Genomic DNA, 15,141 nt, shown 5'->3' on the forward strand with positions numbered 1-15,141 from the left:
GCCTCTATTCTCCCGTTGACGACGGGTTCAGCCCGTCCCGGTGCAGCCGCCGGCACAGCCCGGCCGGCTCCGAGGTCCGGCAGACGTTGTGGATGAACCGGTTCCCCTTGCCGGGGAGGTCCCGGTTGGCCAGGTCCACCGGCTTGTTGTGCAGCACGATGTTGTGGCTGATGACGTTGTGGTGGTTGAGCACCTTCACGAAGCTGTGGAACAGCACGACACCGCCGGAGAGCCGGGACTTGCCATGGTGGTCCCGGATCACATTGCGCCGCACCAGGACGTGCTCGGCGCCGGTGAGCACGATGCCGGATCCCTGGATGTCCGGCAGCCGGCTGTTGCCCTTGCAGAACTTGTTGTTCTTGTAGATGGAGTTGTTCCGTACCGTCAGCGCTCCGGCCTGGGGGCGGGACTCGTCGCCGACGACGAACACCCCACCGCAGTTCCTGGTCATGGTGTTGTAGCTGACCGTCAGGTTCCTGACCCGCCGGATCGTGACCCCGATCCGGTTCCCTGCGAGGTAGTTGTCGCTGATCACGGCGCCCCGGGTGTCGGAGCCGCCGCCTTCTTCCTTGGTCTTGTTCGCGAGGAAGATGCCCGCGTCGCCGTTGTCGACGACGGTGTTGTCCCGGAACATGCCCCGGATGGACTTCTCCTGCGCGATGCCCCACACGCCGCTCTTCCGCACGGTCACGTGGTGTACCGAGAGCCGGTCGGTCCCGGAGGCCCAGATCCCGGTCTTCTTGGCGCCCCTGACGGTCAGCGAGCGGATGCTGACGTCCCGGAGCGTTCTGTTCTTCCCGACGACGCAGATGCCGTGGCCGGCCTGCCCGCAGGCGTTCGTGGCCCGTCTGCCCGACGGAGTGATCACCGTCTTCCGGCCCGCACCGACCAGGTGCAGCCGGGACTTGTTGATCTGCACGCTCTCTCTGTAGATCCCGGGCCGGATGACGATGGTGTCACCCGGCCTTGCCTTGTTCACCGCGCGTTGGATCGACTCGCCTGCGTGGACGACATGGTGTCCCGTCGCATCGCACGGTGACGCCGCACCCAGGCCGCCGATCATCATCGCGGCGACGCAGCCCATGTATTTCACGTGTCGTAGCACCATGAGGCGAAGCTATGGGTGATCACTCCGGCTCGCCACATGTAGTGACCCGATCGTCACGGTGTGTGCAGACGCCAGCTTTCGACACGCCGTCAGCTCCCTTGCCCGGCCCGCCGTCGGGCCCGCTGTCAGGGCCGGTCAGCGGGCTTGTCCGGGGCCTCGTCGAGGGCGCCGGGGGAGTCGGGGCGCGACCGGCAATCGGTCGGTCCGGAATCAGCTGACCGGGTATCGGACGGGGTGCCGGACGGCGTGCCCGACGGCGCGTCGGGCCCGGCGCCGGGCCGGGCATCCGACGGGTCATCAGCCGGCCCGTCCGGCCACACCTCGGTCAGGAAGGCCGCGAGGCTGGTCGGCAGAAACCATGGTCGGGCACGGAAAACGGTCACGGAAGACCAACGCGCCAGGCCCGGCCGACGACACCGGCCCGGGGGCAGTGAGCGCGCTTGATCACCCCAACGGCCGTGGGGAAGCCGGATCGCCGCCCGCGGGAGACCGCTCAGCGGCCCCGACGGACCGCCGCCTCGATGCCGTCCAGGATGACGCCGAGTCCGATGTCGAAGGTGCTCCTCGCCTCACGTTCCAGATAGGGGACCGAGTCGCCGGGGTCCGCGGCGGCGCCCTCGGTCTCAAGCCGGACCAGGAGGGGATAGCGCTCCGCGAAGTCGGGGACCATCTCGGTCAGCAGGCCGGAACGGGCCTGCCACCACTCCTCGTCGGAGACCCCCGTCGAGGCCGCGGCCAGCCGTGATTCCGTCACCGTCTGCGCGGCGCCGCGGATGAAGTGGAACAGTGCTCCGACGACCCGCCGCAGTACCGCGGAGCTCAGCTCCGTCGCGTACAGCAGGCGGAGCAGCGTCTCCAGGGCGCGGTACTCGTTGGGGCCGAGCACCGGACGTGCCTGGGAGACCTGGAGTACCCAGGGGTGGCGGAGGTAGAACTCCCAGGTGTCCTCGGCCCAGGAGGTCACCGCGGTGCGCCAGCCCGGCGTCAGGTCGTAGTCGGTGGGCATCTCGGCCAGCACCTGGTCGTACATCAGGTCCACCAGCTCGCTCTTGCCGGGGACGTAGGTGTAGAGCGCCATCGCGGTACGCCCCAGCCGCTCGCCGACCGCGCGCATGGACAGCGCCGCCATACCGTCGGCGTCGGCGACCGCCACCCCGGCGTCGACGATCGCCGCCACGCTCAGTGCCGGCTTGGGGCCGGGCCACCGCCTCGTCCGCGCTCCGGCGGAGCCTTCGGCCCGCCACAGCAGCGCCATCGAACGACGGGCGTCGCCCTGGCCCGCGAAAACCACCACTTGCGACTCCTTACGCCATAAAGTAACGTCCCCGAGCGAACTCTTTACGGTGTAAAGATATCAGGAGGGGTGGCAGCACACATGGGGGACCAGCAGACCCGCCGGCGGGCGGGCGACGGGGAAACGTCCGCCGCGGACAGTCACGACATGATCCAGGTCCGCGGCGCCAGGGAGAACAATCTCGCCGATATCTCGCTCGACATACCCAAGCGCCGCCTCACGGTCTTCACCGGCGTCTCCGGCTCGGGGAAGTCCTCCCTGGTCTTCGGCACCATCGCCGCCGAGTCGCAGCGGCTCATCAACGAGACCTATACGGCCTTCCTCCAGTCCTTCATGCCGAGTCAGGGACGTCCCGACGTCGACGCGTTGCGCAATCTGAGCGCGGCGATCGTCGTGGACCAGGAGCGGATGGGCGCCAACTCCCGCTCCACGGTCGGCACCGCGACCGACGCGCACACCATGCTGCGGATCATCTTCAGCCGCCTCGGCACCCCGCACGCCGGCACCTCCACCGCCTTCAGCTTCAACAGCGCCGAGGGCATGTGCCAGGAATGCGAGGGCCTCGGCCGGGTCTCGGCGATCGACACCGACGAGCTGCTGGACACCGAACTCTCCCTCAACGAGGGCGCGATCACCGCTCCCGGCTTCACCGTCGGCTCGTGGTACTGGCAGACCCTCGCGCACTCCGGATTCTTCGACCCGGACGTCAAGCTCAAGGACTACACCCCCACCCAGTGGGACGACTTCCTGCACAAGCCCGCCACCAAGATCAAGGTGGGCACCTCCACCATCACCTACGAAGGCCTGCTGGTGCGGGTGCAGCGCACCTATCTCGCCAAGGACCGCGCCGCCATGCAGCCGCACATCCGGGCCTTCGTCGACCGGGCGGTGACCTTCACCGCCTGCGGTGCCTGCGGTGGTGCCCGCCTCAACCCCGCCGCGCTCGGCTCCCGGATCGCCGGCCGTAACATCGCCGAATGCTCGGCCCTGCAGATCAGCGACCTGGTCAGCTTCGTCCGGGGCATCGACGACCCCGCCGTGGCCCCCCTGGTCGCCACCCTCTGCCACACCCTCGACTCGCTCGTCGAGATCGGACTGGGCTATCTGAGCCTGGACCGGGAGTCCGCCACGCTGTCCGGCGGTGAGGCCCAGCGGGTGAAGATGGTCCGTCACCTCGGCTCCAGCCTGACCGATGTCACCTATGTCTTCGACGAGCCGACCACCGGACTGCACCCGCATGACATCCAGCGGATGAACGACCTGCTGCGGCGGTTGCGCGACAAGGGCAACACGGTCCTGGTCGTCGAGCACAAACCCGAGACGATCGCGATCGCCGACCATGTGGTCGACCTCGGCCCGGGAGCCGGAGCCGCCGGGGGAGAGGTCTGCTTCACCGGCGATGTCGCCGCGCTCCGCACCTCCGGCACCCGGACCGGGCGCCATCTCGACCACCGCGCCACGCTGCGTGAGCAGGTCCGGCGGCCCGCGGGAGAGCTGTCGATCAGTGGCGCGAACGCCCACAACCTCAAGGACGTCAGCGTCGGCATCCCGCTCGGGGTGCTCACCGTCGTCACCGGCATCGCGGGGTCGGGCAAGAGTTCCCTGATCCATGGGGCACTGCCCGGGCGGGACGGCGTGATCATCGCCGACCAGTCCCCGATCCGGGGCTCCCGGCGGTCCAACCCGGCCACCTACACGGGGCTGCTCGGCCCGATCCGTACGGCGTTCGCCAAGGCCAACGGCGTCAAGGCCGCCCTGTTCAGCGCCAACTCCGAAGGGGCCTGTCCCACCTGCAAGGGCATCGGCCTGGTCTACACCGACCTCGCGATGATGGCCGGGGTGGCCTCGGTGTGCGAAGAGTGCGAGGGCAAGCGGTTCACCCCCAAGGTCCTCACCTACACCCTGCGCGGCAAGAACATCAGCGAGGTCCTCGCCATGTCGGTGGCCGAGGCCCGGGAGTTCTTCACCGCCGGGCAGGCCCGCACCGTCCTCGACCGCCTCGCGGAGGTGGGCCTGGGCTATCTCGGTCTGGGCCAGCCGCTCACCACCCTCTCCGGCGGCGAACGCCAGCGGCTCAAACTCGCCCTCCACATGGCGGAGCGGGGCGCCGTCTATGTCCTCGACGAGCCGACCACCGGACTGCATCTCGCCGATGTGGACCAGCTGCTGGGCCTGCTGGACCGGCTGGTCGACGATGGCAACACCGTCATCGTCATCGAGCACCACCAGGCCGTGATGGCCCACGCCGACTGGATCGTCGACCTCGGCCCCGGCGCCGGCCAGGACGGCGGCCGGGTGGTCTTCACCGGCACCCCCGCCGATCTCGTCGCCACCGGCGACTCGCTGACGGCACGCCATCTGCGGAGCTACCTCACGACGCCCACCGCATAAGTCCCCGTACGAGGGCCTGTCCGGTGGGCCCACACCGGCCCACCGGACAAGCCCTGGGGAGACCACCAGCCCTGCTGCCCCATGGAGGCCCCGATGACGGCCGTGCCCGTCGCGCTCATCCAGGTCACCGACGTCCGGCGGATCACCCCGCGCATGGTCCGGGTCACCTTCGCCGGTGACGGCCTCGACGACTTTCCGACCTGGCCCGACCAGCAGCTCAAGCTGCTCTTCCCGAGACCGGGCCGGCGTGCGCCCCGGCTGCCCGACGCAGCCGCCGACGGCGATCCGATGCGCTGGTACCAGGCGTTCCTCGCCCTCCCCGAGGACGAACGGCCGTGGATGCGCAGCTATACGGTGCGCTCCTACGACCCCGTCCGGCACCGGATCACCATCGACTTCGTGCTGCACGGGACGACGGCGACGGCCGGTCCGGCGACCCGGTGGGCGGCCTGTGCCGCCGTGGGCGACCTCCTCGCCCGGTACGGCCCGGTGGCCGCGTACGCCAAGCCGCTGCCGCTCGACCGGGCCGACTGGCTGCTGCTGGCCGGTGACGCGACCGCACTGCCGGCCATCGGCTCCCTCGTCGAGGCGCTGCCGGCCGGCGCCCGCGCACTGGCCTGCGTCGAGGTGGCCGACGCGGCCGAGGAGCAGCACCTCACGACCCGGGCGGACCTCACCGTGCAGTGGGTGCACGCGGACGGGCGTCACGACGCCCTGCCGGCGGCCGTGCGCGCCCTCACCTTCCCGCCCGGACCGGTCTTCGCCTGGCTGGCCGGCGAGGCGGGCGCGGTCCGTGCGCTCCGGCGCCATCTGGTCGAGGAGCGCGGTATCGGCAAACGGCAGATCGACTTCAGCGGGTACTGGCGCCGCACGCTCACCCAGGACGACGCCCCGACCGAGGAGGACCTCGCGGAGGCACAGGAGCGCCTCGCCGCCGCCCGGTCCCCGCAGGACTGAGGCAGGCTCAGCCCGCCCGCTCCGCCGCGCTGCGCTCCACGCAGAACTCATTGCCCTCGATATCGGCCAGCGTCACCCACCCGGTCCCGTCCGCCCGCCGATGGTCGGCCACCAGGATCGCGCCGAGCGCCAGCAGCCGCTCGACCTCGTCGTCCCGGTCCCGGTCCTGCGGCTGCAGATCCAGGTGCACGCGGTTCTTGCCGGTCTTGGCCCCGGGGACCGCGACGAACAGCAGCGCACCGTTCGCGGCCGTGACCGTGGCCTCCGGATCGCCGGGCAGATCGTCCTCGGCGAGCGAGCCGTCCAGCACCTCCGCCCAGAAGCTCGCCAGGCGATAGGCGTCGGTGCAGTCGATGGTGGTGTGACGAACCAGTGAAGTCATGGGCGTCACTATGTGGTTGGAGGGTGGAGCTGTCCACCGGAATTCCGGCGGGCGGGCTCCGGCGGCTCCGGCACCGGTGCCCGGTGCACGCCTGGCCCGAAACGCCTCGTCCTCGACGGTCCCGCCCGGCAGGTGCGGCAACTGCGCGCGGAGGCCGAAGAGTTCGTCCGGGCGGGAGATCCGGGTGGTGCGCGGGCGGGCGAGTGCGCGCCGTACCGCGCGCCGTACCGCACCCGCACCGGGATTGTCCGCCACACCCATTCAAGTGGCCCGCCCCCGTCGTCTACAGTTGCGGAATTCCGCAATTCAACAGATGACGCGATGGCCATGCGGCCTGAACGCGGAGGACATGCGTGGGCGGTTTCGCCGAATCGGCAGGGGAACGGGTGTGTGCGGCGTGGTCCGCGGCCGGTCCCGGGAGCGGGGCGCGGACATGAACGGTGCGTGGTTTCCGGTCTGTCAGGCCAAGGCCGATTTCTTCCGGATGCTGGGCCATCCGGTCCGGATCCGGGTGCTGGAACTGCTCCAGAGCGGGCCGATGCCGGTGAGCGGTCTGCTCTCCGCGATCGGGGTGGAGCCGTCCGCCCTCTCCCAGCAGCTGGCGGTCCTGCGCCGCTCGGGCATGGTGACGGCCACCCGCAGCGGATCCACCGTCGTCTACGAGCTGGCCGGCGGCGAGGTCACCGAGCTGCTGCGGGCCGCCCGCCGGGCCCTCACCGAGGTGCTCACCGGGCAGCACGACCTCCTCACCGAACTCCGGCAGGCCGACGCCCGCGCGCGGCCGACGGCCGGTGGGGTGCCGGCGACCGGTGGTGTGGGGGCGGTCTCGTGATCCGCTCGCTCCGCTCCGTCAACGCTGGCCGGACGGGAACGGTCCGCATGTGCCCCACCGGAACAGGGTGATCGCGGATGTCCGGCGCACCGCGGCGTAAGGGGCCGCCGCCCTGGCGGGCGGTCCGCTCCCGTACCTGCATACCCATGCCCTCCGGTCCGGGCACCGTACGGCCCTGCCGGGGGCGCCCCCCTGGACGCGGGACGATCCGTACGGCACGCGGCCACGGCCGTGCCTGCCCGGAGAGCGCCGTCCGCCCGCACCCCTCGGCGCGCTGCGGTGTCCGGCGTCCCCGGGCGACCGCGGTGCGCCCCGGGACCCAGCTGGCGCGGCTGCCCGGCGCGGTACTGCTCACCCACCGGGCTCCGCGGCGCGGCCTGTGGCGACGGGTGTTCCTCTACTTCGCCGTCAGCCATCTGCTGCTGGTCTTCCTGGCCCTCGTCATCTATCTGGGCCGGCACGCCGGGACATAGCGGGCGGGGCGGCCTCGGCCGGGTCCCGGCCATGTACCGCGGCCGGGGCGCCCGTGAGCCCCCTGACCCGCCACAGCCAGGCGACATCACGCCCGAAGGACCACACGAGCAGCGCCAGCGCCCCGCTCACCGCGGTGACCGCCGAGGCCGGCGGCAGCACCCCCGCACCGGCCACGACCAGCACGACGCCCTGCAGCGCCGCCACCGTCTTCCGGGCCATGCTGTGCGGCAGCGCGCCGCGCAGCCAGGGCCATGGCCAGGACGCCGCGACGAAGACGTACCGCATGAGACCGATGGCCAGCACCCAGGCGCCCAGAGGCATCGCGAGATAAACACAGAGCACCAGGATGAGGAAGGCGTCGACCTCCATGTCGAAGCGCGCCCCCAGCGGTGTCACCGTGCCGGTGCGCCGGGCCACCTGACCGTCCACCGCGTCCAGGATCAGCGCCACGGCGGCGAGCGTGACCAGCACCGCGACCGGCACCGGCCGCTCGAAGGAGTCCGCGACCAGCGCCGTCACCCCGCCGACGAGGATCGTGCGGGCCAGCGTGACGCGGTTGGCCATGCCGAACGACGGGGTCCACGACCGGCGCAGCGCGAGGGTGAGCACGAGCCAGGTGGCCACGGCGAACGCGCAGCCCGTCAGCCACCCCGTGGTGCCCAGACCGGCCACCCGGCAGAGCGCTTCCAGTACGAGCAGCTGCACTCCCATGCCCGCCGTTATGTCCGGTCCGAACGGCCTTGTGTCGTAACGCTCTTGTACGGCCACCATGCCTCCCGGGATGTGTGGCGGAGTCGAGAGGTGCCGCGTATGGTGACGGCGTTCTCATGATCCCCAGCATCGACGAATCATCGCCGGAGCGTCCAGGAGGATTCCGATGCCGCGCGTCGCTTGTGCGTTTTGGCTAAACGCTCCAGGTCAGGGTGAAATCCGGTCGGTGCCGCTGCCGGACCCCGGTGCCGATGAGGTTCTGGTGCGCACACTCTGTTCCGGAGTGAGCCGCGGAACGGAGACCCTGGTCTTCCGTGGCGGCGTCCCCGCGAGCCAGCATTCCGTGATGCGGGCGCCCTTCCAGGAAGGCGACTTTCCCGCACCGCTCAAATACGGCTACCTCAATGTCGGTGTCGTCGAGGAAGGGCCGTCCGCGCTGCTGGGCCGCACGGTCTTCTGCCTCTATCCGCACCAGACGCACTATGTGGTCCCGGCGAGCGCCGTCACTCCGGTACCCGATTCCGTCCCCGCCTCGCGTGCCGTGCTGGCGGGCACGGTGGAGACCGCGGTGAACGCTCTGTGGGACGCCGCGCCGCTGGTCGGCGACCGGATCGCGGTGATCGGCGCGGGCATGGTGGGCTGCAGTGTCGCCGCGGTCCTCGCCCGCTACCCCGCGGTCCGGGTGCAGCTGGTGGACGCCGACCCCACGCGGGAGGCGACCGCGAAGGCACTGGGCGTGGACTTCGCGCTGCCGCAGGACGCCCTGGGCGACTGCGACCTCGTCGTCCACGCCAGCGCCACCGAGGAGGGGCTGGCGCGCTCGCTCGAACTGCTCGCCCCGGAAGGCACCGTCATCGAGCTGAGCTGGTACGGAGACCGGCAGGTCAGCCTGCCGTTGGGGGAGGCCTTCCACTCCCGTCGGCTGGTCGTCCGCAGCAGTCAGGTGGGCGCGGTCTCCCCGGCCCGGCGTGCCCGCCGTACCTTCGCCGACCGGCTCGCCCTCGCCCTGGACCTGCTCGCCGACCCCGCCTTCGACGCACTGATCACCGGCGAGTCCGCCTTCGAGGATCTGCCGGCGGTGCTGCCCCGGCTCGCCTCCGGCGACCTCCCGGCGCTGTGCCACCGCATCCGGTACGCGCCGGCGGACGGCTGAACCCCCTCGAAGCCCCCTCGAAACCGCCCTGAATTCGACCCCGGCGACACCGCCACTGAGACCGACATCACACCGGAGGAACGGCCTTGTTCAGCATCACCGTCCGCGATCACCTGATGGTCGCCCACAGCTTCCGTGGCGCGGTCTTCGGCCCCGCGCAGCGTCTGCACGGCGCGACCTTCATCGTGGACGCGACCTTCCGCCGGGCGGAACTCGACGCCGACAACATCGTCGTCGACATCGGCCTGGCCACCCAGGAACTCGGCGGCGTGGTCGGTGAGCTGAACTACCGCAATCTCGACGACGAGCCCGCCTTCGCCGGTATCAACACCTCGACGGAGGCCCTGGCCAAGGTCATCGCCGACCGGCTTGCCGACCGCATCGAGGCGGGCAACCTCGGCGAGGGCGCACGCGAGCTGGCCGGGATATCGGTCACCCTGCATGAGTCACACATCGCCTGGGCGACGTACGAGCGCACTCTGTGACCCGCACCGGCGCCACCGCGGCGGAGCGGGTGGTGCACGTCGTCCTGCCCGGTGACGTCGACGATCCGGCGGCACCCAGCGGCGGCAACACCTACGACCGCCGGGTGTGCCGCGACCTCCCGGCCGCGGGCTGGCAGGTACGGCCGTACGCGCTGCCCGGCAGCTGGCCGCGGCCGGACGCCACGGCCGGCGCCGGGCTGGCGCAGCGGCTGGCGGCGTTGCCGGACGGCGCCGTGGTCCTCCTCGATGGCCTGGTCGCCTGCGGCGTCCCCGAGATCCTCGTCCCCGAGGCGGAACGGCTGCGGCTCGCCGTCCTGGTGCATCTCCCGCTGGGTGACGAGACCGGCCTCGACCCCGCCCTGGCGGCGGAGCTGGACGCCCGTGAACACCGCACGCTGCACGCCGTGGAGGCCGTCGTCGCCACCAGTGACTGGGCCGCCCGCCGGCTCGTCACGCACCACGGACTGCCGGCCGCGCGCGTCCACGCGGTCCTCCCCGGCGCCGACCCGGCGCCCCTCGCGCCCGGCACCGACGGCGCCACCGGGCTGCTGTGCGTCGCCGCGGTCACCCCGCGCAAGGGACAGCACCGGCTGGTCGACGCGCTGGCGACCGTCACCGATCTGCCGTGGAGCTGCGCATGTGTCGGCGCGCTCGGCCGCGACCCCGGGTACGTCGCCCAACTCCGCAGCGCGGTGGCCACGTTCGGCCTTGGCGACCGGATCACCTTCACCGGGCCACGGGCGGGCGCGGACCTGGAGGCGAGCTATGCCGCCGCCGATCTGCTGGTGCTCACCTCGTACGCCGAGACGTACGGCATGGTCGTCACCGAGGCGCTGGCGCGCGGGATTCCGGTGCTGGCGACGGCGGTGGACGGCGTACCGGAAGCGGTCGGGCAGGCCCCCGACGGCAGTGTGCCCGGTCTGCTCGTACCGCCCGGCCCGCCGGCGGCGCTCGCCGATGCGCTGCGCGGCTGGCTCGGCGATCCACAACTGCGGGACCGGGTCAGGAGTTCGGCACGCGGACGGCGTGCCATGCTGGAGGGGTGGGAGATGACGTCGCACAGTCTGGCCGGGGTGCTGGAACGGCTTCGGCACAAGCCCCGGAGCACGCGATGAGCGCGCCCGACCGGCCTCGCTTCGCCCCGCGGTGGCTGGATCTGCGGGAGCGCGCCGACGCCGCGGCCCGGGCGCCCGAGCTGCTGCGCCCGCTGCGGGCGTGGCTGGCGGCGCAGCCCGCCCCGGCGGGCCCGCCCGGCGGCCCCCGCGGTCTGGTGATCCGTGATCTCGGCTGTGGCATCGGCTCGATGGGGCGCTGGCTCGCCGTCCGGCTGCCCGGCCCGCAGCAGTGGATCCTGCACGACCTGGACCCCGCGCTGCTCGCCCTCGCCGGTGCGCGGATGCCGGTAACGTCCGCCGACGGCATGCCCGTTGCCGCCACGACCGCGGTCGGCGATCTGGCCGCGCTCACCGCCGACGACTTCGCCGGCACCTCGCTCGTCACCGCCTCCGCGCTGCTCGATCTGCTCACCCGCGAGGAGGTGGACGACCTCGCCGAGGCCTGTGTGGGCGCGGGCACCCCGGCGCTGCTGGCCCTCTCCGTCGCCGGGCGGGTCGAGCTCACCCCGTCCGATCCGTTCGACGCCGAGATCACCGACGCCTTCAACGAGCATCAGCTCCGCACGGATCAGGGCCGCGCACTGCTCGGTCCGGACGCGATCGCGGCGGCGGTCACGGCGTTCGAACGGCGCGGTGCGACGGTGCTGGTGCAGTCCAGCCCGTGGCGGCTCGGCTGCGCCGAGTCCGCGCTGACCGCCGAATGGCTGCGCGGCTGGGTCGGTGCCGCGCACGCCCAGCGGCCGGAGCTGGCACCCGAGGCCGTCGCGTATCTGCGGCGGCGGCTGGAGGAGTGCGCGGCGGGGGAGTTGACCGTCGCGGTGCACCACACCGATCTGCTGGCGCTGCCCCGGCACCCGGCAGGGAGCGTGTGATGAAGCGGTCCGAATGGGCGGCATGGCTCAGGATGCTCGCGGGACTGGGCATCCTGGTGGCGCTGGTGTGGCATCTGGGATCGCAGGCCTTCCTGGCCGGGCTGCGCCGGATCGACGCCGCCACCCTGCTGGCCGCGCTCGGCATCGGCGTGCTGACCACGGTGTTCAGTGCCTGGCGCTGGTGTCTGGTGGCCCGCGGCCTCGGCCTGCGGCTGCCGCTCGGCCGTGCCGTCGCCGACTACTACCGGGCGCTGTTCCTCAACGCGGCGCTGCCGGGTGGCGTCCTGGGCGATGTGCACCGCGCCGTACGCCACGGCCGTACCTCCGGCGACCTCGGCCGGGGCGTCCGTGCGGTGGCCCTGGAACGGACCGCCGGCCAGGTCGTGCTGCTCGTCACCGGGGCGGTGGTACTGCTCGCCCGGCCGTCGCCGGTCCTGGCACCGGTCACCCGCTTCCTCGCCTCGCCCGCCGTGGTGCTGCCGGTGGCCGCGGTGGGTCTGCTGGTGCCGGTGGTGGCCGTCCGGCTGCGCCGGCGCCGGGGCGCCTCCCGCGGCGAACGCGCCCTGCGCACCGTACTGGCCGAAGCACGCCAGGGCCTGCTGGCCCGCGGTGTCTGGCCCGGTGTCGCGCTCTCGTCCGTGGCGGTCCTGGCGGGCTACCTCGGGATGTTCGTGCTGGCCGCCCGGGTCGCGGGAGCCACCGCACCGACCGCCGAGCTGGTGCCGCTGGTGGTGCTGGCGCTGCTCGCGATGGCGCTGCCGTTGAACGTGGGCGGCTGGGGCCCCCGGGAAGGCGTCGCCGCCTGGGCCTTCGGCGCCGCCGGACTGGGCGCGGCGCAGGGGCTCACCACCGCGGTGATCTACGGCGTGCTCGCCTTCGTCGCAAGCCTCCCGGGGGCCGCGGTACTAGTCCTCCGGTCCGCCGGATGGCGCACCGCTCGCCCGCAGTTCGAGCTCGAAGAGCGTGTCCTCGCCGAGCAGGGCGCGCCGCAGCGGCGGGCGTAGCGCCTCCCGCATCACCGGCGTCCCGGGAAACCGCAGGCCGGGGACGCCGTCGCCGAGCAGCACCGGCGCGACGGTGACATACAGCCGGTGCAGCGCCCCCTCCTGCAGAAACCGCGACACGGTGACCCCGCCCCCCTCGATCAGCACCCGGCCCAGCCCGCGCTCCGCCAGCGCCGCCAGCAGACGTTCCGGGGCGAACGCGGCCACATCCGGCAGCGCCAGGACCTCGGTTCCGGCGCCCCGGGCGGTGGGGGTGACCTCCGGTCCCACCACCCACAGCGTCGGTGCGGCCCCGTCCGTGAACACCCCGCTGCCCCGCGGCACCCGGCCCCGCGGATCGAGCACCACCCGCACCGGGTGGTCGCCCGCACAGGCGCGTACGGTCAGCTGCGGATCGTCCGCCACGGCGGTTCCGGCCCCGACGACCACGGCATCGGACAGTGCGCGCAGCCGGTGCAGATGGCAGCGGTCCTCCGCGCCGGTGACATAGTCGGCATCGCCGGTACGGGTCGCGATGAAGCCGTCCAGGCTCTGCCCGAGCTGCGCGAACGCGACCCGTGGGCCGGCCAGGCAGAGCGGCAGATAGCGGTCGGCGAGCTCCACCGCCTCGGGTGTCGCGGGCCGTCCCCAGCGCAGCCCGCCGTCCCCGTCCGCCACCATCCCGGCGGCGAATGCCTCATCCGTCGTCCGGATACGCCGCAGCCGGTCCCAGGCGGCCGACGCGTCGAGCGGCTCAGACATCGGCTTCCGCCCGGTCGCCGAACAACACGGCATATTCGCCGAATGAGTTGGCCAGACCGGCCAGCAATTCCCGTCCCTTCCGGGCGGACGCCAGCGACGGCCGCCCGATGACGCCGGATTCGGTATAGGCCGACATGCCGAGCGTCAGCAGGTGCTTCCGGTCATCGGCGACGCAATCCGCCGATTCATAGCCTTCCTTGACCAATTCGGGATGGGCATACAGCAGAATGGACGTCTCGACCTCTCCCGCATGCATATCGGTGTGCGAAGGTGTCGCCACCCCGGCCCGGGTGCGTGCCGCGTCCCAGTCGGCCGATCCGGGGAACAGCGCCATGCGCACGCCGTGCCCGGCAGATTCCTGCACCACATTGCGCAGGACGTAATTTCCGCCATGTCCGTTGATGAGAATCAGGGTGTCGATACCGGACCGGCGGAGCGAATCGGCGATGTCCGTGACGACCGCATGCAGGGTGCGCGCCGAAATACTGACGGTTCCCGGCCAGGCGGCGTGCTCATGCGAACAGGACACTGTCAGCGGCGGCAGCACCTGGACGGGACGGCCGGCGGCCACCTCCCGGGCGATGGTGCAGGCGATGACGGTATCGGTGGTCAACGGCAGGAAGGCGCCGTGCTGTTCGAAGCTGCCGATGGGCAGTACGGCCATCGTCGGCCGCCGTGCCCGTACGTCCTCCGTGGTGTCCGCCGGCAGCGGGCCGGGGGCCGAAGTCGGGTGTCCCGAAGCGGTCATGGGTGCTGCGGCCTTTCGTCGCCGACTCGCGGAGTCGTGGTTGTCACGGCGTCGCAGCATACTTGTTGTCATGTTGAGTGAGTTCTGCCGATCATTTACCCGCGCGGGTACGATCGCGCCATGATGGACCCCGACGGCTCTGCCGGCCCCGATCTCCGTGTCGCAATCGATGATGCCCTCGGCCAAAAGCCGGGCGTGGAACAGGTGGTGACGGCCAGGCTGCCCACGACCTACGGCGAATTTCTCGCCGTCGGCTATCTGGACCTCCGCAGCGGGATCGAGCAAGTGGCCCTGGTTCACGGCGATGTTGTGGGGGAGGCGGTGCTGACCCGGGTGCATTCGGAATGCCTGACCGGTGATGCCTTCGCGTCCACCCACTGTGAATGCGGCGATCAATTGTCCGCGGCGCTGCGCGCGATCGTGGCGGCCGGGCGCGGCATTCTCGTCTACCTTCAGGGCCATGAAGGCCGCGGTATCGGGTTGTTGGCCAAGCTCCGCGCGATGAAGCTGCAGGAGGGCGGGCTGGACACGGTCGAGGCGAACATCGCGCTCGGGCTGCCGGTCGACGCCCGTGAGTACGGCGTCGCGGCGGAGATTCTGCAGGATCTCGGTGTCCGGTCCGTGCGGCTGCTGTCGAACAATCCGCGCAAGCGCGAGGCCCTGCTGCGGCACGGGATCGCCGTCGACGAACAGGTCCCGCTGCTGATGCCGCCCGGTGCGGAGAACATCCGCTACCTCCGCGCCAAACGGGAGCGCCTCGACCACGATCTGCCGCATCTGGACGGCATCCCCGGTCTGTCCTGATACGTCCGCACGCGGCCGGACCGTGCACCAGCACGGCACCCCATGCGACGAGGGAGGGCCCGCGACACGG

16 protein-coding genes are annotated in these 15,141 nt (G+C 71.8%); 10 read left to right on the forward strand and 6 right to left on the reverse strand.

Annotation, left to right across the window (positions count from 1 at the left end):
- Nucleotides 1–4: 4 nt before the first annotated feature.
- Both AB0C46_RS26605 and AB0C46_RS26610 read right to left on the reverse strand, forming a co-directional pair.
- Nucleotides 5–1,108, reverse strand: a complete 1,104-nt coding sequence (locus AB0C46_RS26605; protein ID WP_362830792.1) for a right-handed parallel beta-helix repeat-containing protein — start codon at nt 1,106–1,108, stop codon at nt 5–7.
- Nucleotides 1,109–1,601: 493 nt separating this feature from the next.
- Nucleotides 1,602–2,402, reverse strand: a complete 801-nt coding sequence (locus tag AB0C46_RS26610) for a TetR/AcrR family transcriptional regulator C-terminal domain-containing protein (protein WP_362830793.1) — start codon at nt 2,400–2,402, stop codon at nt 1,602–1,604.
- A gap of 81 nt (nt 2,403–2,483) precedes the next feature.
- Between AB0C46_RS26610 and AB0C46_RS26615 the strand changes: the two genes are divergently transcribed.
- Nucleotides 2,484–4,793, forward strand: coding sequence for an excinuclease ABC subunit UvrA (locus tag AB0C46_RS26615; RefSeq protein WP_362830850.1), 2,310 nt, complete (start codon nt 2,484–2,486; stop codon nt 4,791–4,793).
- A 93-nt stretch (nt 4,794–4,886) separates the two neighbouring features.
- The gene (locus AB0C46_RS26620; RefSeq protein WP_362830794.1) at nt 4,887–5,750 is read left to right on the forward strand and encodes a siderophore-interacting protein; all 864 of its coding nucleotides are present in this window, start codon (nt 4,887–4,889) and stop codon (nt 5,748–5,750) included.
- Nucleotides 5,751–5,757: 7 nt separating this feature from the next.
- On the opposite strand, the gene AB0C46_RS26625 is transcribed toward AB0C46_RS26620, so the two are convergent.
- The gene (locus AB0C46_RS26625; RefSeq protein WP_362830795.1) at nt 5,758–6,132 is read right to left on the reverse strand and encodes a VOC family protein; all 375 of its coding nucleotides are present in this window, start codon (nt 6,130–6,132) and stop codon (nt 5,758–5,760) included.
- A 433-nt stretch (nt 6,133–6,565) separates the two neighbouring features.
- On the opposite strand from AB0C46_RS26625, the gene AB0C46_RS26630 reads away from it, so the two are divergent.
- Together AB0C46_RS26630 and AB0C46_RS26635 are read left to right on the forward strand one after the other, a co-directional pair.
- Nucleotides 6,566–6,964: a metalloregulator ArsR/SmtB family transcription factor gene (locus tag AB0C46_RS26630; RefSeq protein ID WP_362830796.1), complete on the forward strand. Its 399-nt coding sequence runs from the start codon at nt 6,566–6,568 to the stop codon at nt 6,962–6,964.
- A 305-nt stretch (nt 6,965–7,269) separates the two neighbouring features.
- A complete protein-coding gene (locus AB0C46_RS26635) occupies nt 7,270–7,437 on the forward strand; it encodes a DUF6126 family protein (protein WP_362830797.1) in 168 nt (55 codons plus the stop codon).
- On the opposite strand, the gene AB0C46_RS26640 is transcribed toward AB0C46_RS26635, so the two are convergent.
- The gene (locus tag AB0C46_RS26640; protein WP_362830798.1) at nt 7,406–8,149 is read right to left on the reverse strand and encodes a CDP-alcohol phosphatidyltransferase family protein; all 744 of its coding nucleotides are present in this window, start codon (nt 8,147–8,149) and stop codon (nt 7,406–7,408) included. The genes AB0C46_RS26635 and AB0C46_RS26640 overlap by 32 nt on opposite strands.
- A gap of 166 nt (nt 8,150–8,315) precedes the next feature.
- Between AB0C46_RS26640 and AB0C46_RS26645 the strand changes: the two genes are divergently transcribed.
- The 5 genes from AB0C46_RS26645 (at nt 8,316) to AB0C46_RS26665 (ending at nt 12,778) form a co-directional block, all read left to right on the forward strand.
- Nucleotides 8,316–9,302 (forward strand): zinc-binding alcohol dehydrogenase, encoded by a 987-nt coding sequence (locus AB0C46_RS26645; RefSeq protein ID WP_362830799.1) that lies wholly within the window; start codon nt 8,316–8,318, stop codon nt 9,300–9,302.
- 86 nt (nt 9,303–9,388) lie between these two features.
- Nucleotides 9,389–9,787 (forward strand): 6-carboxytetrahydropterin synthase, encoded by a 399-nt coding sequence (locus tag AB0C46_RS26650; RefSeq protein ID WP_018091685.1) that lies wholly within the window; start codon nt 9,389–9,391, stop codon nt 9,785–9,787.
- Complete coding sequence (locus AB0C46_RS26655) at nt 9,784–10,902, forward strand: glycosyltransferase family 4 protein (RefSeq protein WP_362830800.1); 1,119 nt, start codon at nt 9,784–9,786, stop codon at nt 10,900–10,902. Before AB0C46_RS26650 ends, AB0C46_RS26655 begins: the two co-directional genes overlap by 4 nt.
- Nucleotides 10,899–11,774 (forward strand): class I SAM-dependent methyltransferase, encoded by an 876-nt coding sequence (locus AB0C46_RS26660; protein ID WP_362830801.1) that lies wholly within the window; start codon nt 10,899–10,901, stop codon nt 11,772–11,774. The genes AB0C46_RS26655 and AB0C46_RS26660 overlap by 4 nt, the downstream gene beginning before the upstream one ends.
- Nucleotides 11,774–12,778, forward strand: coding sequence for a lysylphosphatidylglycerol synthase transmembrane domain-containing protein (locus AB0C46_RS26665; protein ID WP_362830802.1), 1,005 nt, complete (start codon nt 11,774–11,776; stop codon nt 12,776–12,778). Before AB0C46_RS26660 ends, AB0C46_RS26665 begins: the two co-directional genes overlap by 1 nt.
- Here AB0C46_RS26665 and AB0C46_RS26670 read toward each other — a convergent pair.
- On the reverse strand, nt 12,680–13,519 hold the full coding sequence (locus AB0C46_RS26670; protein WP_362830803.1) for a RibD family protein: 840 nt from the start codon (nt 13,517–13,519) through the stop codon (nt 12,680–12,682). The two genes, AB0C46_RS26665 and AB0C46_RS26670, sit on opposite strands and share 99 nt — an antisense overlap.
- Complete coding sequence (locus AB0C46_RS26675) at nt 13,512–14,267, reverse strand: creatininase family protein (protein WP_362830852.1); 756 nt, start codon at nt 14,265–14,267, stop codon at nt 13,512–13,514. The genes AB0C46_RS26670 and AB0C46_RS26675 overlap by 8 nt, the downstream gene beginning before the upstream one ends.
- Nucleotides 14,268–14,390: 123 nt before the next feature.
- Here AB0C46_RS26675 and ribA point away from each other — a divergent pair, with 123 nt between their 5' ends.
- The gene (ribA, locus tag AB0C46_RS26680) at nt 14,391–15,071 is read left to right on the forward strand and encodes a GTP cyclohydrolase II (protein WP_362830853.1); all 681 of its coding nucleotides are present in this window, start codon (nt 14,391–14,393) and stop codon (nt 15,069–15,071) included.
- The last annotated feature ends 70 nt before the right edge of the window (nt 15,072–15,141 follow it).

It is taken from the genome of Streptomyces sp. NPDC048637, assembly GCF_040650675.1.
In the GTDB taxonomy this organism is placed as follows: Bacteria; Actinomycetota; Actinomycetes; order Streptomycetales; family Streptomycetaceae; genus Streptomyces.